The organism is Litoribrevibacter euphylliae, assembly GCF_042646085.1.
Taxonomy (GTDB): Bacteria; Pseudomonadota; Gammaproteobacteria; order Pseudomonadales; family Litoribrevibacteraceae; genus Litoribrevibacter; species Litoribrevibacter euphylliae.
This window is the reverse complement of sequence record NZ_JBHRSZ010000002.1, coordinates 943,706-967,446: the sequence shown is the minus strand read 5'-3', so window position 1 is coordinate 967,446 and position 23,741 is coordinate 943,706. Positions and strand designations below refer to the sequence as shown.

The 23,741-nt window shown below is 46.1% G+C and carries 21 protein-coding genes; 11 read left to right on the top strand and 10 right to left on the bottom strand.

Annotation, left to right across the window (positions count from 1 at the left end; translation table 11 throughout):
* Positions 1–130 precede the first annotated feature (130 nt).
* Positions 131–1,339, bottom strand: coding sequence for an EAL domain-containing response regulator (locus ACFOEK_RS06010; RefSeq protein ID WP_386717605.1), 1,209 nt, complete (start codon positions 1,337–1,339; stop codon positions 131–133).
* A 425-nt stretch (positions 1,340–1,764) separates the two neighbouring features.
* Between ACFOEK_RS06010 and ACFOEK_RS06005 the strand changes: the two genes are divergently transcribed.
* Positions 1,765–3,666, top strand: coding sequence for a PhoX family protein (locus tag ACFOEK_RS06005; protein ID WP_386717602.1), 1,902 nt, complete (start codon positions 1,765–1,767; stop codon positions 3,664–3,666).
* Positions 3,667–3,821: 155 nt separating this feature from the next.
* On the opposite strand, the gene ACFOEK_RS06000 is transcribed toward ACFOEK_RS06005, so the two are convergent.
* Positions 3,822–4,592: a substrate-binding periplasmic protein gene (locus ACFOEK_RS06000; protein ID WP_386717599.1), complete on the bottom strand. Its 771-nt coding sequence runs from the start codon at positions 4,590–4,592 to the stop codon at positions 3,822–3,824.
* A gap of 221 nt (positions 4,593–4,813) precedes the next feature.
* On the opposite strand from ACFOEK_RS06000, the gene ACFOEK_RS05995 reads away from it, so the two are divergent.
* The 7 genes from ACFOEK_RS05995 to ACFOEK_RS05965 all read left to right on the top strand — a co-directional run bounded on the left by ACFOEK_RS05995 (position 4,814) and on the right by ACFOEK_RS05965 (position 10,937).
* The gene (locus ACFOEK_RS05995; RefSeq protein ID WP_386717596.1) at positions 4,814–5,593 is read left to right on the top strand and encodes a substrate-binding periplasmic protein; all 780 of its coding nucleotides are present in this window, start codon (positions 4,814–4,816) and stop codon (positions 5,591–5,593) included.
* Positions 5,594–5,985: 392 nt separating this feature from the next.
* Positions 5,986–6,774 carry a phosphocholine cytidylyltransferase family protein gene (locus ACFOEK_RS05990; RefSeq protein ID WP_386717593.1) on the top strand — a complete coding sequence of 263 codons (789 nt, stop codon included), beginning with the start codon at positions 5,986–5,988 and terminating at the stop codon, positions 6,772–6,774.
* Between the two features lie 24 nt (positions 6,775–6,798).
* Positions 6,799–7,638, top strand: coding sequence for a class I SAM-dependent methyltransferase (locus tag ACFOEK_RS05985; protein ID WP_386717590.1), 840 nt, complete (start codon positions 6,799–6,801; stop codon positions 7,636–7,638).
* A 48-nt stretch (positions 7,639–7,686) separates the two neighbouring features.
* Positions 7,687–8,355, top strand: a complete 669-nt coding sequence (locus tag ACFOEK_RS05980) for a CDP-alcohol phosphatidyltransferase family protein (protein ID WP_386717587.1) — start codon at positions 7,687–7,689, stop codon at positions 8,353–8,355.
* Between the two features lie 93 nt (positions 8,356–8,448).
* Complete coding sequence (locus tag ACFOEK_RS05975; RefSeq protein ID WP_386717584.1) at positions 8,449–9,618, top strand: flavohemoglobin expression-modulating QEGLA motif protein; 1,170 nt, start codon at positions 8,449–8,451, stop codon at positions 9,616–9,618.
* A gap of 342 nt (positions 9,619–9,960) precedes the next feature.
* Entirely contained in the window at positions 9,961–10,632 is a 672-nt protein-coding gene (locus ACFOEK_RS05970; protein WP_386717581.1) for a 2OG-Fe(II) oxygenase, read from the top strand.
* A gap of 128 nt (positions 10,633–10,760) precedes the next feature.
* Positions 10,761–10,937 carry a hypothetical protein gene (locus tag ACFOEK_RS05965; RefSeq protein WP_386717578.1) on the top strand — a complete coding sequence of 59 codons (177 nt, stop codon included), beginning with the start codon at positions 10,761–10,763 and terminating at the stop codon, positions 10,935–10,937.
* A gap of 95 nt (positions 10,938–11,032) precedes the next feature.
* On the opposite strand, the gene ACFOEK_RS05960 is transcribed toward ACFOEK_RS05965, so the two are convergent.
* From ACFOEK_RS05960 to ACFOEK_RS05945, 4 genes are all read right to left on the bottom strand, one after another.
* Positions 11,033–11,950 (bottom strand): LysR family transcriptional regulator, encoded by a 918-nt coding sequence (locus ACFOEK_RS05960; protein WP_386717575.1) that lies wholly within the window; start codon positions 11,948–11,950, stop codon positions 11,033–11,035.
* Positions 11,951–12,068: 118 nt separating this feature from the next.
* Positions 12,069–12,899: a sulfite exporter TauE/SafE family protein gene (locus tag ACFOEK_RS05955; protein ID WP_386717572.1), complete on the bottom strand. Its 831-nt coding sequence runs from the start codon at positions 12,897–12,899 to the stop codon at positions 12,069–12,071.
* Positions 12,900–12,951: 52 nt separating this feature from the next.
* A complete protein-coding gene (locus ACFOEK_RS05950) occupies positions 12,952–14,058 on the bottom strand; it encodes a methionine synthase (RefSeq protein ID WP_386717569.1) in 1,107 nt (368 codons plus the stop codon).
* A 22-nt stretch (positions 14,059–14,080) separates the two neighbouring features.
* Complete coding sequence (locus tag ACFOEK_RS05945; RefSeq protein ID WP_386717566.1) at positions 14,081–15,055, bottom strand: DUF1852 domain-containing protein; 975 nt, start codon at positions 15,053–15,055, stop codon at positions 14,081–14,083.
* Between the two features lie 375 nt (positions 15,056–15,430).
* Between ACFOEK_RS05945 and ACFOEK_RS05940 the strand changes: the two genes are divergently transcribed.
* Positions 15,431–16,219, top strand: coding sequence for an NAD(P)H-flavin reductase (locus tag ACFOEK_RS05940; protein WP_386717563.1), 789 nt, complete (start codon positions 15,431–15,433; stop codon positions 16,217–16,219).
* A gap of 106 nt (positions 16,220–16,325) precedes the next feature.
* On the opposite strand, the gene ACFOEK_RS05935 is transcribed toward ACFOEK_RS05940, so the two are convergent.
* Positions 16,326–17,705: a class II fumarate hydratase gene (locus ACFOEK_RS05935; protein ID WP_386718579.1), complete on the bottom strand. Its 1,380-nt coding sequence runs from the start codon at positions 17,703–17,705 to the stop codon at positions 16,326–16,328.
* 269 nt (positions 17,706–17,974) lie between these two features.
* Positions 17,975–19,342, bottom strand: coding sequence for an adenosylmethionine--8-amino-7-oxononanoate transaminase (gene bioA / locus ACFOEK_RS05930; RefSeq protein WP_386717560.1), 1,368 nt, complete (start codon positions 19,340–19,342; stop codon positions 17,975–17,977).
* Between the two features lie 127 nt (positions 19,343–19,469).
* Here bioA and ACFOEK_RS05925 point away from each other — a divergent pair, with 127 nt between their 5' ends.
* Positions 19,470–20,693, top strand: a complete 1,224-nt coding sequence (locus ACFOEK_RS05925; protein ID WP_386717557.1) for a saccharopine dehydrogenase family protein — start codon at positions 19,470–19,472, stop codon at positions 20,691–20,693.
* A 59-nt stretch (positions 20,694–20,752) separates the two neighbouring features.
* On the opposite strand, the gene ACFOEK_RS05920 is transcribed toward ACFOEK_RS05925, so the two are convergent.
* Both ACFOEK_RS05920 and ACFOEK_RS05915 read right to left on the bottom strand, forming a co-directional pair.
* The gene (locus ACFOEK_RS05920) at positions 20,753–21,298 is read right to left on the bottom strand and encodes an adenylyltransferase/cytidyltransferase family protein (protein WP_386717554.1); all 546 of its coding nucleotides are present in this window, start codon (positions 21,296–21,298) and stop codon (positions 20,753–20,755) included.
* Between the two features lie 40 nt (positions 21,299–21,338).
* Positions 21,339–22,187, bottom strand: coding sequence for an HDOD domain-containing protein (locus ACFOEK_RS05915; RefSeq protein WP_386717551.1), 849 nt, complete (start codon positions 22,185–22,187; stop codon positions 21,339–21,341).
* A 340-nt stretch (positions 22,188–22,527) separates the two neighbouring features.
* Here ACFOEK_RS05915 and ACFOEK_RS05910 point away from each other — a divergent pair, with 340 nt between their 5' ends.
* Positions 22,528–23,691, top strand: coding sequence for a serine hydrolase domain-containing protein (locus tag ACFOEK_RS05910; protein ID WP_386717548.1), 1,164 nt, complete (start codon positions 22,528–22,530; stop codon positions 23,689–23,691).
* Positions 23,692–23,741 lie beyond the last annotated feature (50 nt).

The following is a 23,741-nucleotide window of genomic DNA, read 5'->3' as shown; positions in this document are numbered from 1 at the left end:
GCGAGAAGGGAAAGGGTTAGCTCATAATGTGTTTAATCACAGTAATCTTGCTATGCATTTATTAAGGCTATAACGAGTAAAGGGGATGTGTGATTGAGTGAAGATGCATTTAATTCATGAAATGCTTGTGTTAACTGTTGCGGCTTATCCAGTCTTCTATCCAGCCGATTAAGTCATCTTCTTGCATGGGCCGCGACATATAGTATCCCTGAATGACATCGCCGCCGAGATGATCCGACATGTTATAGAGTTCGGAATTTTCAATACCTTCAAACACCACTTTTAAACCCAGTCGCTTGGCTAACATTACGCTTGATTCGACAATTGCACGATCATTGTCATTTTCACGAGCGTGCAACATGAAGCTCTTGTCGACTTTGAGCTCATCGAAAGGGTAAATCCTTAAGCGTTCTAAAGAAGAGTGGCCAGTTCCGAAGTCATCAATAGATAATTTAACGCCATGCATTGAAAGCCTGTTTAATACCTCCAGGGAGTCGGTTTCATCCAATTCTAATGCAGATTCTGTAATTTCCAATGTTAGGTATTCGGGAGGTACAGAATTTTCTTTGAGAAGATTGAGCACATATTCAGGGAAATCGAGGTTGCATATTTCTTTTGGGGAAATATTGACCGCGATATTGAGTAGATGTCCTTTAGCTTGCCAGTGACGCCACTGGCTTAACGATTTCTCTAACACGTACTTGGTTAATTCATTGATTAAGGCGGTTCGTTCCATCGCCTCAATAAAGCGATCAGGAAAGATTAAGCCAAGCCTGGGATGATTCAAGCGGGTTAATGCTTCGATACCAAACACTGAACGATTTACGCAATTAATTTTTGGCTGATAAAAGACTTCGAATTGTTCTTTTTCTATGCCGCGAATTAATTCATAAATTTTAAGTGATCCTTCTGAGAGTGCGGATTTGTGTTTAGGTTTCTCCCCAATGCTACTAAGCAACTTTATAATTGCATCTTCAGAAATGGGTTTGGCAAGACTGCCTAATAGGTTGATGTCATGGACTCGGGCCAGCTGTTCCGCGGAATTAATGACTTTTGCTGCCATGGAACTGATGATACCGAAATAGCCTCTAAAGCGTTTTTCTCGTAATAGCCGAATCATTTCTAAACCATCGACCTTCTCCATATTCAGATCGCACAACACCACATGGATGTCTGGATGAGATTCTATGATGTTTAAGGCTTCTATCGCGTTATATGCCACAAAGACTTCTTTTAACTGAAGTGATTCTCTAAGTAATGTTGCTAGGTAATCAGACACTGAGTGGCTGTCATCAATGATTAGACATCGCATCCATGTGAAGTCGTAATTGGGCTTCATGAGGCCTCATTAATTTGTTGAGTTGTGGTGAATTTTTAATCAAAAGGTTTTTTTACTATGGCAGTTAATGATTGGCTGTCAAGACAAGCTCAGACGTGTGCTGATCATGAATCGCGTAGGGTAAAAAGTTGTGAGAACGTGCGGTGTTATATCTGGTACTTAGGTTTGAGGCTGAGTGCAAACACTTACTCTTTTCCTTACACGGTCAGCCTGTAATTACCTACAAATGGAGATTTTTAAGTAATGTTTTTATCAATAAAGTCAGAAGGTTAGCTCTTCTGGTGCGAAGTCATTAGTCATCGTTTTGCCATCATTTAGTCATAAAAAAATCACCGGACTGACATGCTTCATTTTTAGGGTCGGACATCAGGGAAGCGCTCCATAAATCACTTCTCCCAGATAATAACAATACTGAGGGTAAAGCTATGACTGATGAGATCCAGAAATTCGATGACAGTGATGATACGGTTACCAACTCGAGTAACAATCGTCCATTTGAGGAAGTATTAAACGCAAACCTTAGCCGTCGCAGTGTAATGCGTGGCTCTTTGGCGGTAGCTGCAACAAGCTTTGTTGCAGGCTCTTCAACGGCCAATGCCTTTGGTTGGTCAGGGTTGAAATCACGCCGAGGTCGTTCATTGGTAAATTTCACACCGGTGACGTTGGCGGAAGGCAATGGTCCAACGCCTAGTATCTCGCCTGATTATGAGTATCAAGTGTTGATCCCTTGGGGTGAACCACTTGAGCCGGGCGGCCCAGCATACAGCTGGCCACCAACTGCAGAAGATCAGCGCCAACAAATTGGTATTGGTCATGATGGCATGACCTTCTTCCCGATTGATCGTCGTATGCAGGAAGGTGACTATTCGGACCGCTTATTCCGTAAGCATTGGGGACAAGGTAACCGCCACGGTATGTTGGCGATTAATCATGAGTTTGGTCGTAACTCAACGGTACTGGGTAAAGATTTCCCTGAAAGCTTGGATGATGTTCGCACGTCACAACACGCTCACGGTGTGGCTGTCGTTGAGATTAAAAAGCAGCGCAATGGTGAGTGGCAACAGGTCGAAAGTGAAAATGCGCGCCGTATTCATGTGAACACGCCGGTTCGATTCAGTGGGCCGGCTGCAAGCAGTGAATTGTTGAAAACGCCAAACGGTAATATTCCGCTAGGTACAGTGAATAACTGTTCTAACGGTCATACGCCTTGGGGTACTTACCTAACGTGTGAAGAAAACTTCAACGGCTACTTCGGTGCAACTCACAACAAAGCCACCTGGACTGCCACAGAAGAGCATGAGCGTTACGGTTTCAGTGAAAACGGTTTTGGATATGGCTGGCACGTTTTTGACCGCCGTTTTGACTTGTCTGATCCTGATTATAAAAACGAAGAAAATCGCTTTGGTTGGGTGGTAGAGATTGATCCGTTCGATGGTACGCAAGTGCCGGTGAAACGTACCGCGCTCGGTCGTATTAAACACGAAGGTGCAACGGTAACGGTTGGTAAAGATAACCGTGTTGTGGTGTACATGGGCGATGATCAACGCTTCGATTACATCTATAAGTTTGTCTCTGCAGGTGATTGGGTTGAAATGCGTGCCAACGGGGTTGATCCTTTGGACGAAGGCACTCTGTACGTGGCTAAATTCAATGAAGACGGGACTGGTGAATGGTTGCCGTTGACCATCGACAATCCGGCTTTGGCGGCTCGTTTTGCGGATCAGGCGGAGCTATTAACCTTCACTCGTATCGCCGCTGATATCTTAGGTGCAACGCCTATGGATCGTCCTGAGTGGGTAACTGTTGCGCCAAACTCCGACGTGTATTGTACATTGACCAATAACAGTCGTCGTACTGAAGCGGATGCTGCTAACCCAATGGCGCCCAATGCCGATGGTCACATCATTCGTTGGAGAGACACTGAAGAGCACACAGGTACGAACTTCGCTTGGGATATCTTCCTGATTGCTCAAGATACCCATGGTACGGAAGAGTCTTTCAGTGATCCGGATGGCTTATGGGCTGATCCAGATGGGCGTTTGTTTGTTCAAACCGATGGTGGTCAGAAAGATGGTCTGAATAACCAGTTGTTGGTTGTTGATACCAATACCAAGGAAATCCGTCGTTTGTTCACGGGTGTGACGGGCGATGAAATCACCGGTTTGGCAATCACTCCGGATCGTCGCACCTTGTTCATTAATACTCAGCACCCTGGTAACGGTGATCCATCGGTGACGAACTTCCCGGCACCTCAAGATGGTGTAACCGTACCGCGTGATTGTACGTTCGTGATCACTCGTAAGAACGGTGGTGTGATTGGTTCTTAAGGTAAGTGGTTCTTAAGAAAAGCGGTTATTAATTGCGATTCTTAATAGTGATTATTACTAGCAGTTATTAAGAACCAAACAATAAAGCCCGGTTGAGGTTGCCAGCCGGGCTTTATTGTTTTGAAACGAGGGACTTGTTCAGAGGTTCCCTAAGTTTATTTCCAGTCTTTCAAGCCGTACTTCGCCATGATGGCATCAAGCTCGCCTGAGGCTCTTAGAGCTTTGGTGCCGTCGTCGATGAGCTTTATATAGTCTTTGCTATTGGGTTTCACCGGTGAACACGCAATGTACATGGGGCTGGGGTCACCGAGTGTTCCGGCTTCATCAATATTACCCTCCATGCCCATTTCTTTGAGCTTTGCGGCAACCACCAATGGCGAATCAATAAAGGTGGTCAGACGACCAGCGATGACTTTCTTGATGTTTTTCTCAAGTGCGTTGTCGCCTTTTACGGTTTGAATGTTGTCATGCTTGTTTTGTTTGACGTACTCATCGAATTCATCGCCATAAGCGTATCCTCCGATGACTCCCAGCTTGATTGTATCTAATGAGTCGAGGCCGGTGTAACGCCAAGGGCCGCCTTTTTTGATATAGAAGGCAGAGTTATCCATTCCCCAATGCTCTTCCGGAAAGATAAAGTCGGGAGCGTCTTCTTTATAGGCACCCACCACACAGTCTTCGGTGCCAAGTCGTACTTCGTTGAGCGCCCGTTCCCATGGCATCAAACGATAATCAACGGTGTGCCCATGTTTTGAGAGGATGGTTTGAGCTAATTCAATCATATAGCCAGGCTGAGCAGAGCCAGGCTCACCATTCATCGGAAACCACACATCGGAGCGAATGGTGATGGTATCTGAATGAGCGTGAGAGACTAAGAGTAGGGCGCTAACTAGGGTCAACAGGGTCTTATTAATCAAATGCATCATGATTTTGCCTCGTACAGTTTGTGAGCACGGGTGACCATCAGGGGTCCTTTATAACCATAGACAGGGATAGAATGACTGCAAAGTCCGAGTCTTTCCTAGAGACGCCTTTTAGACCCTGAGATTTAATTTTTTACAGTTGATTCGATTTTTCTTTGACCATAGTATGCCCACCACCTATTCTTTCTCGTACTAAATTACCAATCTAAAGAGAAAACGAATCCATGAAAACACTGGCTCTTTTCGTAAGTTTGTTCATCTCATGCATTGTTTCCAATGTAGCGCTTGCTGCTAATGAGGCTTCTGCCGCTGTTGTTGATAAGCCAGTTCGTTTTTTGGCTTCCGAGTGGCCTCCATTTGAATATACCAAACCAGATGGCAGTTTGACTGGTTATTCAATCGATATTCTTAAGGCCATGTATGCGCATTTGGGCGAAGAGCCCGATATTAAAATCTTTCCTTGGAATCGTTCTTATAAGTTGGCTCAAGAGGAAGAGAACACGGCGGTGTTCACGATGGCTCGCAGTAAAAAACGGGAAGATCAGTTCAAGTGGGTTGGACCAATTGCCCCCCGTGAAATTTACTTATGGAAGTTAAAGTCGCGTGACGACATCAAAGTCAAAAACTTCGACGATGCTAAAAATTACATGATCGGTACTGTGCGTGGCGAAGCAGGTGAACAGCAGTTGTTGGATCTAGGGTTCGATCTGAAGAAGAACATCCATCAAGTGGATAAGCAAACGCGCAATTATCTGCTGCTATACAAAAAGCGTGTCGATTTTATCTATGGTCTGGAATTCACTACCATTTATGGTTTGCAGAAAGCCGGGTTCGATCCAGCAAAAGTTGAAAAGTCGCTATTATTGAATAGTGGACTAGAATACTACTACGGTTTTAATAAGAACACGTCGGATGACGTTGTGAATCGTTTCCAGAAAGCACTGGATGCGATAAAAAGCAACGGCACCTTCGCTAAAATTGTTAGTAAGTATGCGGTTCAATAATAATGATAATTCTCACATCACACATTCAACTTAAGAGCATCCTGCGACCCTTCCGGTTGTGGGCGATAGAACAAGTTTTGCAACGCCAGCGGGTGTTTCTCCGACCGAGAGATGGGTGTGGGATTCCATAAATAGGATCACGCTCATCTTTATCTAAGCGTACTGTTATAGCTCTCTTTTTTAGTATCCAGCGAATACCAAGAACTCAGAGTGTAACGAGTACAGTGATGTTCATCAGATTTAGGAAGTTCTGGTGAAGTAAATTGTCCGACGGATTGGGCGCTTCTCACGTTTGTTAATGTCACTTTTGTTGATGTTATGTGTATAAGCTCAATCTATCTTCTCGATTCTATCTTCCTTTGTAGAATTGTTGTTTATAGAAGGGAAGCACTATGCATGACACTAAACTTGATTCAAATACTATCTCCTCTGCTGTATTACTTGCCGCTGGCTGTGGTACCCGACTCCAACCATTAACTCTTGATGCGCCTAAATGCCTTACGCCTGTAGCGGGTGAGACGATCTTGTATCGTCTTGTTCAACATTTGCGGTTGCATGGCATCAAACGGTTAGTGGTGGTGATTGGCTATAAAGGTGAACAAGTACGAGCGTATTTAGAGCAACACGCGTCAGATTTTGAGTTGGAGTTTGTTGTGAATCACCAATACGACTCCACCAACAATATTTACTCTCTGTGGTTGGCTAAGCAAAAAATCCAAGAAGACTTCATGTTATTAGAGAGCGACTTGGTGTTCGAAACGGCGATGTTGAAAGACATGCTCAAGCCAGATCGAATCGCGGTGTCCAGCCCTTTGCCCTGGATGAATGGCACCATGCTGGAAATTGATGAGCAGTGCCATGCCAAGCGGTTTTATTTGGGTAAAAACCTCTCTACCAATCGTTTCTTCAAGACCGTCAATATCTGCAGTTTATCCTACATTTCATGGCAGAAAATTCTCGAACGTCTTGAATCCTATGTGGCAAATAATGAGCTTAACGGGTATTACGAAGTGGTGTTTGCGGATTTGGTGGCAGAAGGCCGGCTGGATTTTGAAGTGGTCGAGTTTCGTAAGAACGCCTGGTATGAAATCGACACCTTGGAAGACTTAGACGCGGCGAACCATTTGTATGGCTATGATACGGATGAACCGCTAGTGCGTCATATCACCGCAAGTCGTTAATCTCAATTTCAGGAAGGATTCTTTGTGACAAGTCAGACGGAAAATATTGATCCAGCCGCAGTAACTCGTTATTTCAATTCAGTACAGCCCTCCATTATGGGGCCATATATGATGGATGGCTTTGGCTTTCCCCAAACCGCAGGGGATTATCGCTTCAAAGAAGAGCTTAAGATTGTGGATCAGTTATTGGCTGATCTCGATAGCCAGCATATGGCGTTGGATTTAGGCAGTGGCGTAGGTTTTTGGGCGGAGGCTTTCGCTCAACGTTTTACCCGTGTAGAAGCGGTGGAAGGCAGCGAAAGCTTGTATCAAGAGCTGCTCAGTCGCTGTTCCGGGTTATCAAACGTTCAAACTCATCATGCTGATGTACTTAATTACCAGCCTTCAGAGCCCTTTGATGTGGCGTTCTTGGGCGGGTTATTAATGTATCTGAATGACACAGATGTGGTGAGCTTGCTTAACAATTTGAGACGTACTCAAAGCTTCAGAGCGAATGTTTCGGGCGCCGGAAAAGTACTGTGTCGGGAATCGACGGTACGGGGTCAATCCATCACCAAGCAAGGTGAATATTCGGTGATCTATCGCTCGGTGGAGCACTATCAAAAACTGTTTCAAGAGTGTGGTTATCACGTTAAAACTGTACAGCCAAATGACCCTTACATTTTGATGCAGACCGGTTGTGAGTTGATTAAGAAATGGAAAAAGCATGTGCCAGAGAAAGCTCAGATGCTGTCTTTGGTCGGGCGTGCGACCTATTTGGGGTTAAGACTGACCAACCCTTGGATCACTAAAATACCTAAAGCCTTAGACGTTGCATTCCCTGAATTAGAGAATCACTTTTTCTTGTTGGAACCAGCAGAGTAGTGGCTACTCGACGCTCATTTTGAACACATTTATCCAAGATAAAGGGTTATGACTGAACAGCACTTTTTATATCGTAATGCCGCCAATATCGTGTCCGTGTTGGGGGTTCTGCCTTTGTGTTTGTTGTTTATGGACGGCGGGTTCCAGTATCTGATTCCTCTGATCATTTACAACAACATCATGGATGACCTCGATGGCATTCTGGCAGCGAAGATGAATATCCGAAGCCAGTTTGGCGCACATCTGGATAACGTCTGTGATGCGGTGGCGCATGGCATGATCGCATTAGCCGTAGGTGTTCACTTTGGTGGTGCAGTCTTGGTGATGTCATTGCTAGCGGCTGGGGCTGCTATTCTCCGTTCAACGGCGCGGCTTGATCCCGCATCTAAGATACAAGGATCGCCGACTAATGAACTCATGCGTCATCTGCTTTTTGTCCTGTTGTTATCGTCGCTCTTTTCTTTTGAAGCTGAAGTCTGGTTGATTCTGGTGTTCCTGTGTCACAGTGTGACTATGGTGTCGTCACGTGCAATACCGGGGATGATTCGTAGCCGTGCCAATACCGCCACAAAAGTGGTTTGGGTGAATTTGGCTTTGGTGGTGGCGTGGCTGTTCTCCTGGTTGACCTTACCTATCGCGCTGGCCTTTATCCTGACCTATGGTTATGGGGTATATCGTGGTTTTTATGAAAAGAAAGACGATGCTGTGAACGCTTGATTTCATAGATGCTCTTACATTGATAAATACTTATATGCCAGGGCTTGATAAGTGCGTACACTCCAGCCCTTGGGCCTATAGGAGGGGTGACTCGTGAGCTCTAACGTTGATAAAAAGGGTGTTGAAACTGCTGCCAATATCAGTGCTGCTGTTAAACAATTAGATCAGGATTTATTCTCGGCAGTGCGAGGTATCAACATTCTTGATGCGGTCGCACCATTAAATTACCGACAAGAGCGGGATGCTTTTTTTGCTTCAAACTTTTCGGTAAACCCTCAGTTTGCCTATGCAGATCACAGCTTGGATTTATTTCAGCGAAAACGCGCCTTGTTTAATTTGCCGGTTGAACAATTAAAAGACGATGACTTGATCAGTCTGTACAGCTCCGTTATTGAATCCTATGTGGATAAGCTTGACCAATATAAGTCGATAGGGACGCCGGAGTTTCTTTACGATGCGTTGCGCTATTACGGTGAACCTTCTGAAAAAGACATCGGTAATGCGCGGTTTATTCTGCATCTTCCGGATGATCTCGACCCAAGGGCGGAGGAGTTATTGAACGCTGAGGAAATTCAGCGTCGTCTTGAAGCCTTTGCCATACAGGAAGGGTATCAGTATCAAATCAAGCTCGACGATTCCATGATTGCTAATGCCTTGGTGTCGGGTTTGACGGTCAAAATCAATACAGGTGCTCTGGCCTCTGCGGTGGAAACCAAAGCGCTGGCGCATCATGAGCTGGGAGTGCATCTGGTGACGACGTTGAATGCTCGTAACCAGCCTTTGCAGGTCTTGTCGTTGGGGTCGCCAGTGAACACCACCACTCAGGAAGGGTTGGCGATTTTGTGTGAATATCTCTCCGGTTGTTTGACCTTGCCACGGCTGAAAATTCTTGCGCTGCGCGTGGTGGCTGTGCAATCCATGATTCAGGAAAAAGACTTCAAACGGACTTTTTCCCTGTTGAGAAACGGATATGGTGTGGCGGATGAATTGGCCTTCACCATTACCGCGCGTGTCTATCGCGGAGGTGGATTCACTAAGGATTATCTCTACTTGCAGGGCTTCCACCAAATGTTGCACGCCTCTGAAACTCAGACGGACTTTACGCATTTGTTGGCAGGTAAAGTGTCTATGGCCCATCTGCCGATTGTTCGTCGTTTGATTGAAAAAGGGTTTTTAACCGCGCCCGGTTTTATCAGTCCGGCCATTGCGCGTCCGGAACCGATTGATGACGTTCATAAGTTTATCGCTCATGCCATTAAGTAGGCTTTGTCTGCTTTCTGTGTGATGCACCGCGGTCTTAACAGTGCAAGACGATAAAAAGTCTTGCCTCTGCACTCAAATCAGTATAAATAGTCAGGGAACCCAATACTCATGTGGGAAGCCCAAACCGTCAGTCCTTGATGTGCCTAAGCATCACCCCACCGTGGATTGACTATTTAACGTAACCGCTAAATTAGCTTGTTGATGTGCTCTTGAACTTTTGGTTCGTGAGTGCTCGATGCTGCGTAAAAAGTCAGGTTATATATTTGCTCGGAACTGAATCTATTACTTTCAGAGCCGAAATTCCTCTATTTGGTCAGTTGACCTTTGTATAGGCAGAAAACAGTGGGCATCACTAAACGTGCACTGTTGAGTGACGACAACTCAACGAATGAAACCTTGTTTGCTCGTATAGCAGACGATATTGAACAGCGTGGCTACAGCATTAATCCGGTGGCGTTACCGCCGTTCTTAAACGAAGCACTGCTGGAACAGGTGCGGAGTATCGACGCCCAGAAATTCTCCGATGCTGGTATTGGTCGGGGTGAAGATTATGTGCAAAGTGAGTTTGTGCGTACCGACGAGATTTGTTGGATCACCGGTGAATCAAGTGCAGGGAAACTCTGGCTGGAGTGGTCTGGCGGGCTGCAACAATACCTCAACAGGCGCTTGTTCTTAGGCCTGTTTTCTTTCGAGAGCCACTTTGCGCATTATCGCGTTGGGGATTACTACAAACGTCATTTGGATGCCTTCAAAGGCGAAGCCAACCGCGTATTGTCTTTGGTGGTTTATCTTAACTCGGGTTGGTCTTTGGACGACGGTGGTGAACTGGTGCTGTATCAAGATGAACAGGATCGAGAAGGCACTAAAGTAACGCCGTTAAACGGTACAGTGGTGGTGTTTTTGAGCGAGGAATTTCCGCATGAAGTATTGCCAGCAAGTCGAGATCGTTATTCGATTGCGGGTTGGTATCGGGTGAATACGTCTCTGGGGAATAAGATTGATCCGCCGGTTTAATACTTACAATTGCTCACGTTCTTAACACATCTTTGCAGAACCTCTTGGTAGGGTGTCAGTCTTACTTAGTGAGCCTTCAGAAAAGCCTAAAGAAAGGCTCCAAAAATACTCAACAAGAGGGAAAGACGATGAACATACAAGGCATTCGTAATTTTCTAGCAGGGTTGGTTATGGCCGTAGGTAGCTTGTCTGCAGCGTCTGTTTTCGCGGCTGAAGAAATTCGTCATCAGCAAGAAAGCCAACAACGTCTGGCACAAGTGGAAGCCATTGAGGAAAAACTGGCCTCTGTGGAAAACAAACTCTAAATGGTATAAGTTCAGACCAAGTCTGACATTCTTGTAAATTCTAAAGGGCTGCTCTTATTGGGTAGCCCTTTTCTATGGTCCAACCCTTTTTTGGTTCAGCTCCCTGAGGATCTATTGGCTTCCGGGGGATGTTTGTAATTACGCGCCAACTCAATGAATGCGCTTAAATATTCGATGTTATGGTCGTTTTCGCGGGTACCGAGGTAGATTTGTTTGGCGATCCCTTCTTTGCCCAAGCGCACCACCGCTAGTGGTAACTTGGCGCAATATTCTTCCGCTAACCAACGTGGCAGTGCGGCAACACCACGGTTGTTTGCCACCATCTGCAACATAATGTCGGTAGTTTCACTGGTTTTGTGACGCTTGGGCACCACGCCTGCCGGATTAAGAAACTGGGTGTAAATATCCAGTCGATCTGTGGACACCGGATACGTCAGTAATGTCTGATCGCGCAGGTCTTCTGCCTGAGCGTATTGCAGAGTGGTTAAGGCGTGGTGCTTAGGCACAACCAAGACTTGCTCGTAATCAAAGACAGGATTAAAACACAGGCCGCTTTTGTAGAAGGGGTCTGGTGTCACCAGTAAGTCAATTTCGTAATCCAGCAGCGCACCCACGCCACCGAATTGGAATTTTTGTTTTACGTCTACGTCTACATCTGGCCAGGCGTCCAGGAAAGGCGACACCACTTTCAGTAACCACTGATAGCAAGGGTGACACTCCATTCCAATGCGCAAGGTACCGCGTTCGCCTTGAGCGATTTGTTTGAGTTTGCTCTCCGCATGATCCAGCAGTGGCAGTACACGGTTGGCGATATGAAGAAGATATTTTCCGGCTTGGGTCGGGCGCAAGCTACGTCCTTCACGCAACCATATGTCAGTACCAAGATTTTGTTCCAGTTTACGTACGGCGTGGCTCAGAGCTGACTGGGTGACGCAGAGTTCTTTTGCGGCTGCAGTGAGTGAACCGTGCTGATCAACGGTTTGTACGATCTTTAGATGAATATGTTCGATCATGATGTGTATGAATGAAATTAATGAATTTATATAAGTGTATCATTTTTATTCATTTAAATGGTGAGCCACACTAGTTAGACGTTAGGACGGTTTCACACGCCTAACGTCTGAAAAAGGCTTACAGGAAAAGTTGAGCCAACATCCGCAAGCCGGTGATCAGCAACACAATGGCAAAGATTTTCTTCAGCTTTGCAGCATCTAATTTAGCCGCCAGTGATGCGCCGACAGGGGCAAACAATACGGTGAGCGGCACAATACAAATAAAGCCAATGAGATTGACCAAACCGAAGGTTCCAGCAGGTGCATCGTTTGGTGTACTGCCCATAGCTAGCATGGTCAACGCCCCCGGTAACGAAATGATTAGCCCGATTGCAGCCGCTGTCCCCACGGCTTTGTGAGCAGGGTAGTTGTAGAGTGTTAGCAAGGGCACAGAAATAGTACCGCCGCCAATACCGACCATAGAACTGAAAAAACCAATCGAGGTTCCCATGGTCGTTTGCCCTGCTGTGCCAGGCAATTGCTGGAATAACGCCGACTTTCCGGTTCTGAACAGCATATTGAGCGCAGAAAGTGTTGCGATGACACCAAACAACGCGGTTAACCAGGTACCGTCTACACGGGTGACTAACCAGCTGCCCGCTAATACACCGATAAGAATGAATCCCGACCAGCGCTTTAACAGGTCAAAATCCACGTTGCCTTTTTGGTTATGAGAGCGAATGGAGCTAATAGACGTGGGGACGATGGTGGCTAACGAGGTTGCTGTAGCAACCACCATGGCCGATTCCGGCGAGACACCAAAACTTTGGAATAAGAAAAACAGCACAGGCACGATGACGATACCGCCCCCGACGCCTAGCAAGCCTGCCAGGATACCGGCGAAGACGCCGGTCGCAAGCAGTGCTAAAAAGGTAGGGATATTACTGGTGATGAATTCGATGATGCTCATTAATGATTACTTCTGTTATTGATGGTTTTTTCAGCGGTTCCCAAGCTACTTGTTAAGCGGCATGATCTTCTTGTTCTTTCTTTGTTCGAACCAGCTCTTCTCGAACAAGCTCAGCACCAGCGCTTAATGCTCTCAATTTACCTCGTGCCACTTCTCGTGATAGCGGTGCCATGCCACAGTTGGTGCACGGGTAGAGTTTGTCTGCATCCACATATTTGAGTGCTTCCCGTAAGGTGGTGGCTACTTCTTCCGGGGTTTCAATGGTATCGGTAGCGACATCAATAGCACCCACCATCACTTTCTTGCCACGAATCATTTCTAACACTTCAAAGGGAACGCGACCGTTGTGGCATTCCAACGAAATAATGTCGATATTGGATTTCTGGATGGCTGGGAAGGTTTGCTCGTAGTGTCGCCATTCGGCACCCAAGGTTTTTTTCCAATCGGTATTGGCTTTGATGCCGTAGCCATAACAAATATGAACTGCGGTTTCGCATGTAAGCCCTTCGATGGCTCTCTCCAGAGCGGCAATGCCCCAGTCGTTCACTTCATCGAGGAAGACATTAAATGCTGGCTCATCAAACTGGATAATATCCACCCCCGCCGCTTCCAATTCCTTAGCTTCTTCGTTTAATGCTTTGGCAAATTCCCACGCTAATTTCTCGCGGTCTTGGTAATAGTCATCATACAGGGTGTCGGCCATGGTCATTGGACCGGGTAATGCCCATTTGATCGGTTGATCGGTTTGTTGACGCAGAAACTTAGCGTCTTCCACAAACACCGATTTACGTCGACTGATAGGGCCAACGACGCCCGGCACACTGGCGTCGTAACGATCTCGAATTCGAACCGTTTTCTTATTTTCAAAGTCAACGCCGCTCAAGTTTTCGATGAAGGTGGTAACAAAGTGCTGACGAGTTTGTTCACCATCGCTGACGATATCAATGCCCGCATTTTGTTGTTCTTGCAGCGTAATACGCAGAGCATCTTGCTGCCCGCTCGTTAATTCTTCACCTTGTAATTTCCACGGCGACCAAAGCGTTTCTGGCTCAGCTAACCACGACGGTTTAGGTAAGCTGCCCGCTGTGGAGGTAGGTAGCAGTGTTTTCGAAACCAATGTTTTTGAAGGCAATGGTTTTTTAGGTAATGAAGTGTTCATGTTGGCTTCCTTCAGCTGAGGCTTACGCGTAGTTTTGAGACCATTGTTCAAGCACAGATTGATACGGTTTGATGAAGTTCTCTTCAGCAAACTTGCCTTGCTTGATGGCTAACTGGCTACGTTCTTCACGGTCATAAACAATTTGAGTCAATGAATGATCAGAATGTTTCAAGTTCGGTTGGTAGTGATTGCCTGCCACCGAATTGGCGTTATAGATCTCTGGCCGATAGATCTTTTGAAAGGTCTCCATCGTGCTAATGGTGCCGATCAACTCAAGATTGGTGTAGTCACTGAGTAAGTCGCCCACAAAATAAAAAGCCAACGGCGCGACACTGTTTGGCGGCATGAAATAGCGCACCTCAAAGCCCATCTTCTTAAAGTACTGCTCTGTTAATGAGGATTCATTTGGCAGGTATTCAACGCCCAATACCGGGTGTTGGTTTTCGGTGCGGTGATAGGTTTTGTTATCCGACACACTCAGGCAGATCACAGGTGGCTTATTAAAATTCTCTTTGTACGTGTCTGAGCAGATAAAATCTTTAAACAGTTTTCCGTGCAGATCGCCAAAGTTGTCTGGAATGCTAAAGCCTGATCGGTCTTTATTGTGATCCAGCAATAACACACTGAAATCATAATCCCGAACGTAGGAAGAGAAATTATTTCCTACAATGCCTTCTACCCGCTTATTGGTTTTATGATCAATGATGTAGGTCTTCAGCATTTCAATGGAAGGGAAGCGTTGACCATTGCCTTCAATATCCATATCCACTGAGATGATTTCGAGATCAACTGAGTAGCGGTCTCCTTTGGGGTTATCCCAGTTGGCCAAGGCATTAAAGCGGCTGTCCACCATTCTTAAGGCATTACGTAGGTTTTCCTGGCGACTTTCACCTCTCGCTAGATTAGCGAAGTTGGTGGTGATCCGGGTGTTGTCCGATGGTTGATAGTTTTCATCAAAGCAGATTTTTTTAATGGTGTATGTAAAACCTGTGTTCATAGTAATCGGTATCCTGTTTCTTCCAATCTGAGTTCTGTTATTGCTCGAATGGGCGATCAACGTCTGTTCTGATTTCCCTGACTGTCTAACTCTGAATCAGTCGTCTTACTGTCGAGCGCTAAGAGGTAATGGACACGTTATACTTGGATCTTTGCATGAAAAAAATTGATTTTATCTCATAGATTCATGATGTTTATTCATGGTTGTCAGCATCTGTTGTGAATACCAATAACGTTAAGAGGTGTGGAGTTAGCTGTGGATTTTAACTATGAGGAAAACTAATCGATGTGTGAAAATATACCATTTTTATTCATTTTCTAGGTGCTCTAAGCTTTCTGGCAATTGATCATTGAACTCTTAATTATGGGTCTGCATATGAGTAAAGCTGCCACTGTCACAGAAAACCCAATCAATACCTATGCGTGTCAGGTAACGAGCATAACCCCCTTAAGTAAAGACACTTTTCAGGTTGAGCTGGTGTCGCCTGATGGCACAACGCTGAATTACCAGGCAGGTCAATATCTTCAGCTTGAACTGGATGTAAATCGTGATGGAGCGTTTCATTCATTGTCTTATTCCATTGCGAATCGCTTTAATCCAGAGCAACCTCGTCGTTTACAGTTGTTTATTCAAAACAGCAGTGACTTTGCAGAGAAGGTTTTAACGCGTCTTGCTGAACTCAAAGAAACTAATGTGAATATCGCCGTCACATTGCCAATGGGACGGGCGTTTCTACAAACTGATCTTGGTCTGATTCATGTGTTAATTGCCGCTGGCTCAGGCATTTCTAAGATTAAATGTTTAACGGAAGAAATTTTAGAACAACAACCGGATGCCGATGTAAATATTTACTGGTCGAACAAAAACGTCGGTGACTTTTACTTGCTCGACGAGTTTCAACGTTGGGTAACTCAGTATAAACACCTTAATTTCACTGCCATCTTGGAATCGGCCAGTGCTGATTGGCCGGGACGTTCGGGCTACATTTATCAAGTGATTAAAGAAGACTTTGATGATCTTAAAGGGGTTCAGGCGTATCTATGTGGTTCGCCGCAAATGGTATACGGCACCATCGATCAGCTTAAATCTCGGGGCCTAAAGGAAGCAGCGTGTTACTCGGATGTGTTTGAGTATGCGCCCAGAGATCAAAAAATAGCGATTTGAACCGGTACGAATAATTCGTCGCAGAGAAGAAGCGATTAGTGTTGGATGGGTTGAGAAATGCCCAGAAACAGGAAGCATGTTACATGGCTTCCTGCTCCAAGCTTAATTACAGGCCGCCCAACGTCAACTTAGCTGGATCGAGCAGGCGCTCTAATTCTTCACGCGATAAATCGGTGTTTTCCAACGCCACCTCAATCACCGGGCGACCTTCTTTGTACGCCTGCTTGGCAATTTCAGCCGCTTTCAAGTAACCGATAATCGGGTTCAGAGCCGTTACCAGAATCGGATTGCGTGACAGCGCTTGTTTCAGACTGTCCTCGTTCACTTTGAAACTGGTAATGGCTTTGTCTGCCAGGAGGCGAGAAACGTTAGCAATCAGTTCGATGCTTTCCAATAGGTTGCGAGCAACCAGTGGTAGCATGACGTTTAATTCGAAGTTACCAGACTGACCAGCCACTGTAATGGTGGTGTCGTTGCCCATGACCTGAGCGGCCACCATCGCCGTTGCTTCTGGGATAACCGGGTTCACTTTACCTGGCATGATGGAAGAGCCTGGCTGCAGAGCTTCCAGTTCGATTTCGCTCAGACCTGCCAGCGGACCAGAGTTCATCCAACGCAGGTCGTTGGCGATTTTCATCAGAGACACCGCTGTCATCTTCAGTTGGCCCGAAACGGATACGGCAATGTCCTGAGTACCGATATGGGTGAATAGATTTTCGGCCCTAGTGAATGTCACTCCGGTTAGGTCGGTGAGTTCTTGATTGAACTGTTCAGCGAAATCTTCATGCGCGTTAATACCTGTGCCGACGGCTGTCCCGCCTTGTGCCAAGCTTTGTATCATTGGCAGGGTGTTCTTGATGGCCACGATGTTCTGGTCAATCTGGGTTGCCCAGCTCAGTAGGCTTTGCTCCATACGAACCGGCATTGCATCCATCAGGTGAGTTCGGCCCGTCTTGATCTGATCTTTCACCGTTTCAGCTTTGGCCTTGATGGCGTTAGCCAGGTAAGTCAGTGCCGGGATCAGTTTTTCGTTAATCTCCAATGCAGCACTGATGTGAATGCTGGATGGGATGATGTCGTTACTGCTTTGGCCGTAATTTACGTGGTCGTTGGGTGACACTGTAGTGCTTGCAGTACGGCTGGCCAGGGTTGCCAGTACTTCGTTGGCGTTCATGTTGGAGCTGGTGCCGGAACCGGTCTGGAACACGTCAACAGGGAAGTGCTGCATATAGTTCTCTTCACTCAGGACGTTATCCACCGCTTTACAGATGGCAGTACCGGTTTCCTCATTCAACAGACCCAGTTTAGTGTTTGCTTGAGCGGCCGCTTTCTTGGCCAGCAGCAGAGCGCGAATGAATGGCTGTGGCATACTTTGGCCACTGACCGGGAAGTTGTTGATCGCCCGCTGGGTTTGTGCCGCGTACAGAGCATGTTCGGCGACTTCCAATTCACCCATGCTGTCGCGTTCAATACGTGTGGTCATAATGAATCCTTGCGATTGAGTTGAGGGGTGTTGGTTAATATAGTGGATACTGACTCAATAAGGCGGAGAAAAGCTGGGCTATGGTGTTTTTGTAACCAAGATATTGAACTGCTACAGCATCAAATTGCTGAAGAGCATAGCTTTGAATTGATTGATCATAGCTTGATTCTTTACGTTCGTAAGATGTAACGTCTGGATATGACAAAAAAGCCGCCTGAGTTTGTTTAAGTTCAGGCGGCTTTTTTAGAAATGGATATGTTAAGTTGGAGCTACTAACGCTCTCGTTGGAACCAGTCTTTCATCACTTGGGTGATCTTTCTTAGCTCTTCTGGCGTGATCACGTATGGTGGCATGGTGTAAATGTAGCGTTCGAACGGGCGAATCCAAACCCCTCGTTCCGCTGCAAATTCCTGGATGCCATGATGAAATCTGGCTTCTTTGACTTCAATGGCACCGGTTGCGCCCAGTACTCGGGTTTCTACGATTTCATCGTGCTCGAAGCCTAGTAGCTCTTCTTTGAGAATAGACTCAATCGTGGCAATTTTTTCCAGATAGTTGTCGCGCTCAAAAATCTCTATGGCTTTAAGACCTATGGCGCACGCTAATGGATTACCCATGAAGGTTGGGCCGTGCATGAAGGCTTTGGATGGGCTGTCCGACAGGAAGGCATTGAATACTTGGGTGCTGGCAATAGTGGCTGCATGGCCGACATAACCTGCGGTCAGACCTTTGGCGAGCACCATTATATCCGGTGAGATATTGGTGTGATCGGCAGCAAAGAGTTTACCGGTACGACCAAAACCAGTGGCCACTTCATCGAAGATCAACAGAATATTGTGTTCTTCACACAAGGCTTTTAGTCGATTGAGGTATTCTGGTGAATAGATATTAAAGCCGCCAGCCCCTTGTAGCAGCGGCTCTACAATAACGGCTGCAATGGTATCACCGTGCTCTTCGAATAATGTCTTCGCGTGAGCTATTTCTTTCTCTAATGCGTCTTCTGATGGCGCAAAGCCGCTGGTCGGTGCTGGTAAGAAGAATTGTTCTGGCGTAATGCCATGAAACATCTTGTGCATGCCTTCTGCGGGGTCACAAACTGACATGCAGGCCGTGGTATCTCCGTGATAGGCGCGTTCCAGTGCCACAATGCGTGTTTTATTTTGGTTGCCTTGATTAAAGAAGTATTGCAGTGCCATCTTGATCGCTACTTCGACACCAACGGAACCACTGTCGGAGAAAAACACGTGATTCAAACCGTCGGGTGTAATCTCGACTAACTTCTGGGCGAAGCTTTCGGTCACTTGGTTCTTCAAACCACCCAGCATGACATGACTGAACTTTTGGGCTTGTTCAAACATAGCCTGGTTCAATTCCGGGTGATTATAGCCATGAGTCACACACCACCAGGATGAAATGCCATCCACGAGTTGCTTACCGTCTTTCATGGTGAGATAGACGCCATTGGCTTCCACCACTTCCAGATTTAATTCCAGGTTTTGCATTTGCGCGTAGGGATACCATAGCGTATTACTGCTTGGATTCTGCAGTACTGGCTGACTGGATTGTTGAGAACTTTTTTCTGGATGATTCTTGTTTAGAGCGTGCGGATCTTGACTATGATTAGTATCAGACGTATGCATGGTTAGGACGGGCTCGCAATTGATGTGTGTGTGTCAATCTTCGAAAAAATGAACCTAGTATATCATTTTGTGCAAGACACTGATTTAGAGGTTTCTTGAACGGATCTTACAATATTAGAGGGAACCTATGACACCCCGAAAATATGACATCACTCTGTATGGCGCAACGGGCTACACAGGGCGTCTGATTCTGATTAATTTATGCCAAGCTTTATTGGAAAGTCATAAACAACAACCCTTGTTGTCCATTGCCATTGCCGGACGAGATCATAAAAAGCTGCAGCTGCTTAAACAGGAAATGGTTGCAGTAGATCGTGCGAATGAAGCCTTATCGATAGAAGTGGCCGATTGCTTTGATGAGCCTGCTTTGATGGTGTTGGCAGAACAGAGTCGAGTCATGATTTCTGCCGTTGGCCCTTATATGTCTTTTGGCGAGTTAGTTATCAAAGCGTGTGCAGAGAATGGGACGGATTATCTTGATCTCACCGGTGAGAATGAATTTGTTGATCGTATGTATCCGAAATACGATATGGTGGCTCGGTCAACAAAGTGTCGTCTCATCCATGCCTGCGGTTTTGACAGTGTACCCCATGATCTGGGCGTACTGTTCGCGGTTCAACAGTTAAGTGAACAATGTGACGACTTGATGCGAAAAGATGTGGTTGTAAACACCTACGTTAATCTGGGCGGTAAAGTGTCCAGTGGCACTTGGCGTTCGCTGATTTCTATTATGTCTCGGCTCAGATACTCATTGAATTTGAAAAGCCTGTGGCAAGCTTTCTCTTATGGTAAATCTGTGGATGGGCGTCGAATTAAGATTGCTCGGCCTAAGCTTCATTTTTCGCCTAAATTGCGCAGTTGGGTTGTGCCTCTGCCAAGTATCGATAGCCAAGTGGTGCGGCGATCTGCCGAATTATTTGAGCAGTATGGGCGCAACTTTACCTATGGCCATTATCTGCAAATCAAATCGCTGCCTAAGTTGATGGTGGCGTTGGGTGGCGTTACCGCGGCGATTGGTTTAGCTCAATTGTCCTGGACTCGGGAGAAACTGTTGGAATTATTTCCTGATGGTGACGGGCCAACCGATGGGGATAGAGAACGCGCCTGGTTTAAAGTCACGGTCGATGCCCGATCTGGTTCGCATCAAGTGGTGGCAACGGTTCGTGGTGGTGATCCGGGCTATGGTGAAACGGCGAAAATCATTACTCAGGCGGCGTTAACGTTAATTCAGGATCGGGATCATCTGGAGCCTGTCTATGGCGTATTAACACCGGCCTCGGCCTTTGGTGAGTTATTGCTGGATCGACTGATTGAAAACGGCATTCAGTTTACGCTGTTGGATGAGTGTTAAATCTAACCGAGCTGGCTGAGTGCTAAATCCAACAGAGCTGGCTGAACGTGATCGTATATTCAGTTCTTCTGATACAGACGTTCAGCACGAATAAGATTTACGACAGATGGTGTAGTGAAGGTCAGTAGCTCTTGGTCAGAGGCTCTGTCTGCTATCTTGTCTCTCAATAGGGTACTTCGAATGGGCGCTTGTTCGTCACAGATGATTTTCTTCCAGCGAGCATCAATCTCCTGGTGTTTGTAAAACTTTTGCCAAGTCGTTGGGTTGGCGTTATCTGGCCCCATGATAAAGGCCAGTTTTGTTGTGTTTAATTCACTTTCTAATCGATCCATAACATCAAAGGTGTATATGGGCGTCATTCCTTCGTTAAGCATCTGGTGTTCAATGTCGCAGACTTCAAGTTCGCAACTCACGTCGGGTTGAATGTCCTGAATAAAGCCCATCAACATACGATATCGTAATTCGTAAGGCAGCATGGTTTTCCCGAAGGCGTGACTGGCGGAAGGCACCAAAAGAATCTTATTGCAGTCTTGAGCCGCTTGAAGGATGGCGTCTTTATGACCAAGTGTGGGTGGGTTAAAGGCAGAACCAAAAATACCAATCATAGCTGCTTATCCTATTGAACAAGCAGCTACTCTACTGAGATTAGATTAAGCTTTCCATATATTCGGAGAATTCTTCATAGGTGGCCTCTTCCATCATGATTTCTTCTCGCGCGGCATCGTGGAATTTCAAGAATTCCATGGTTTCAGGAACGTCTACTAAGCGGACTCGTTCCATATAGCCGGTTGCAATACGAATGACGCTGATCAGTGTACCTAAATCATCGACATGTTCGGGGGTGATGCTGGCATCGTGCATATGATAAATGGATTTACACACGCGACTTGGCAAACTCCACAGTTCAGCCACGATAAACCCAACCACGGAATGATTGGTGTTCATCAGTCGTACCTCTAGTTCGTGTGTGGTAAGCGGATACGCTCTGGCCTTTTCATAGAGAATTTCATACTTTTTGTTGCCTTGGGATAACAGCATGCAGCCAATATTTGAGAAAAGACCTGCCAGGTAAGCTTCATCTCGATCCACATGACCAGACGCGCTGGCCAACCATGCGCAACCGGCTGCTACCAACATACTTTCTTCCCAAAGTTTGGCGTGAAACGCGTTCATCGGGTGTAAAGAGGCTTTCAGCGCTACGGCTATGGTAATTTCATTGAGACGCTTGACGCCCAATACTTTAACTGCATGAAAGATGGTTGTAACGTCTTCGGATAAACCATAGAGCGGAGAACGCGCTGCTTTTAGCACTTCACCGGTTAGGGTTGCGTCTTGGCTAATGAGGTTGGTGATGTCGTCTATGCGCAGGTTGGGTTCCTGCAGGAGTTTTTGAACTTCGGTAATAATATCTGGCACCGAGGGCATTCTTAATTTTCTAATGACCTCGTAGGCGGACTCCATTTCTTGTTTTGACGGAATGCTTGCAGCGCTCATAAATTAAATCTCTTCCTTACTGCATGAATTGCCAGGAAAAGAGGGGGACTTCGTGGCAATATATTTGTCATTTTAGTTCAAATCATTGATGAGGCATTTGTGAACAGTGGCAAGTCAGGACAAATACTTCATACTTTTACTCTGAGCATTAATCAGCATAGAAGAAAATTGAATAAATGCTTCATGGAGCATGAAGTTATTGAACTTATATAAGGAACTACAAGCGTTTTTAGCGTGCTTATGATGAGTGTGCTTATGAGTAGTTCCCCCAGAAGTGTGTCTTAAACTGTTATGTGGAAGAACACAAAATCTGAAACGAAATGTTAGGTGTTGTAACGCTATGTCGATGGTAAATGGATTTGTAGTACCCGAGTTTTATTTGGTCAGAGAAGCCTTTGAACAGCTATTGATGAGTGACGACAGTAGAGGTGCGTCGCTTGCCATAGTGCATAAAGGTGAGCTGGTAGTTGATCTTTGGGGTGGGATTGCGGATGCGGATGAACAGCAAGGGTGGCAACAGGAAACCATTGCTAATGCCTTTTCCTGTACCAAAGGTATTGCTGCAATTTGTGTGTTACGTGCCGTCGAGCAAGGGCGTTTCAGCCTCAATGATCGCATTGTGGATTACTGGCCGGAGTTTGCTCAGGAAGGGAAATCTCATCTGAAAATCTCAGATATTTTGTCTCATAAAACCGGTGTCTCTGCCATTGATGCGATGGTGCAGGCAGAGCACTTGTATGACTGGGATTACATGTGTCACGCCGTGGCTGAACAAGCGTCTTGGTGGCCTTATGGCCAACACGGTTATTGCCCTTTGACTTTCGGATGGATGATTGGTGAGGTGTTCCGTAAAGCGACAGGCATGACCATGGGACAGTATCTGCAAGAAGAAATTGTTCAGCCGATGGGCTTAGATTGCTTTATTGGTACGCCTGAAAGTGAGTTTAGTCGATGTGCTAAGATCGAACGTGGTCGCCCTGTAAAAGGGGATCCGATGGTTGATTCCTTATTCAAAGAAATTATGAAAAATCCAACAGGTGTGTCTTCGAAAGCCTTTGCTAACCCACCGTCCGCACAGCGGGGAACCAACTCCAAAGCTTGGCGAACCATGGAGTTACCGTCAGCTAATGGGCATACCAATGGCCGTGCTCTGGCGAAACTGTATGGTGCTCTGGCGAATGGTGGTTCATTAAATGGTTACCGCTTACTTAAGCCGGAAACTTTACCGTTATGTTGGACCGAAACCGCCAAAGGGTATGATCCGGTATTGCATACGGATACTCGATTCAGTAATGGTTTTATGATGTCTCAACGCAGTCGCTTGGCTGAGTTTGGTGGTTCAAGAAGCTTTGGGCATCCTGGAGCGGGCGGTAGCATCGGTTTCGCCGACCCAGATCAACAGCTTGGGTTTGGCTACATTCACAACTATATGGGGCCGTATATTTTAGTGGACCCAAGAGCGGAAAAATTAATCAATGCCACCTATGAGTGTTTAACTTCTTAAATGATTGTCATGAAACAGACATATCACCTTGTTAGCATTCGTCACCAATA

What these genes read in the sequence shown, in the direction of transcription:
- ACFOEK_RS06010 (WP_386717605.1), bottom strand. Translation starts at nt 1,339, where the DNA reads ATGAAGCCCAATTACGACTTCACATGGATGCGATGTCTAATCATTGAT.
- ACFOEK_RS06005 (WP_386717602.1), top strand. Translation starts at nt 1,765, where the DNA reads ATGACTGATGAGATCCAGAAATTCGATGACAGTGATGATACGGTTACC.
- ACFOEK_RS06000 (WP_386717599.1), bottom strand. Translation starts at nt 4,592, where the DNA reads ATGATGCATTTGATTAATAAGACCCTGTTGACCCTAGTTAGCGCCCTA.
- ACFOEK_RS05995 (WP_386717596.1), top strand. Translation starts at nt 4,814, where the DNA reads ATGAAAACACTGGCTCTTTTCGTAAGTTTGTTCATCTCATGCATTGTT.
- ACFOEK_RS05990 (WP_386717593.1), top strand. Translation starts at nt 5,986, where the DNA reads ATGCATGACACTAAACTTGATTCAAATACTATCTCCTCTGCTGTATTA.
- ACFOEK_RS05980 (WP_386717587.1), top strand. Translation starts at nt 7,687, where the DNA reads ATGACTGAACAGCACTTTTTATATCGTAATGCCGCCAATATCGTGTCC.
- ACFOEK_RS05965 (WP_386717578.1), top strand. Translation starts at nt 10,761, where the DNA reads ATGAACATACAAGGCATTCGTAATTTTCTAGCAGGGTTGGTTATGGCC.
- ACFOEK_RS05960 (WP_386717575.1), bottom strand. Translation starts at nt 11,950, where the DNA reads ATGATCGAACATATTCATCTAAAGATCGTACAAACCGTTGATCAGCAC.
- ACFOEK_RS05955 (WP_386717572.1), bottom strand. Translation starts at nt 12,899, where the DNA reads ATGAGCATCATCGAATTCATCACCAGTAATATCCCTACCTTTTTAGCA.
- ACFOEK_RS05950 (WP_386717569.1), bottom strand. Translation starts at nt 14,058, where the DNA reads ATGAACACTTCATTACCTAAAAAACCATTGCCTTCAAAAACATTGGTT.
- ACFOEK_RS05945 (WP_386717566.1), bottom strand. Translation starts at nt 15,055, where the DNA reads ATGAACACAGGTTTTACATACACCATTAAAAAAATCTGCTTTGATGAA.
- ACFOEK_RS05940 (WP_386717563.1), top strand. Translation starts at nt 15,431, where the DNA reads ATGAGTAAAGCTGCCACTGTCACAGAAAACCCAATCAATACCTATGCG.
- bioA (WP_386717560.1), bottom strand. Translation starts at nt 19,342, where the DNA reads ATGCATACGTCTGATACTAATCATAGTCAAGATCCGCACGCTCTAAAC.
- ACFOEK_RS05925 (WP_386717557.1), top strand. Translation starts at nt 19,470, where the DNA reads ATGACACCCCGAAAATATGACATCACTCTGTATGGCGCAACGGGCTAC.
- ACFOEK_RS05920 (WP_386717554.1), bottom strand. Translation starts at nt 21,298, where the DNA reads ATGATTGGTATTTTTGGTTCTGCCTTTAACCCACCCACACTTGGTCAT.
- ACFOEK_RS05915 (WP_386717551.1), bottom strand. Translation starts at nt 22,187, where the DNA reads ATGAGCGCTGCAAGCATTCCGTCAAAACAAGAAATGGAGTCCGCCTAC.
- ACFOEK_RS05910 (WP_386717548.1), top strand. Translation starts at nt 22,528, where the DNA reads ATGTCGATGGTAAATGGATTTGTAGTACCCGAGTTTTATTTGGTCAGA.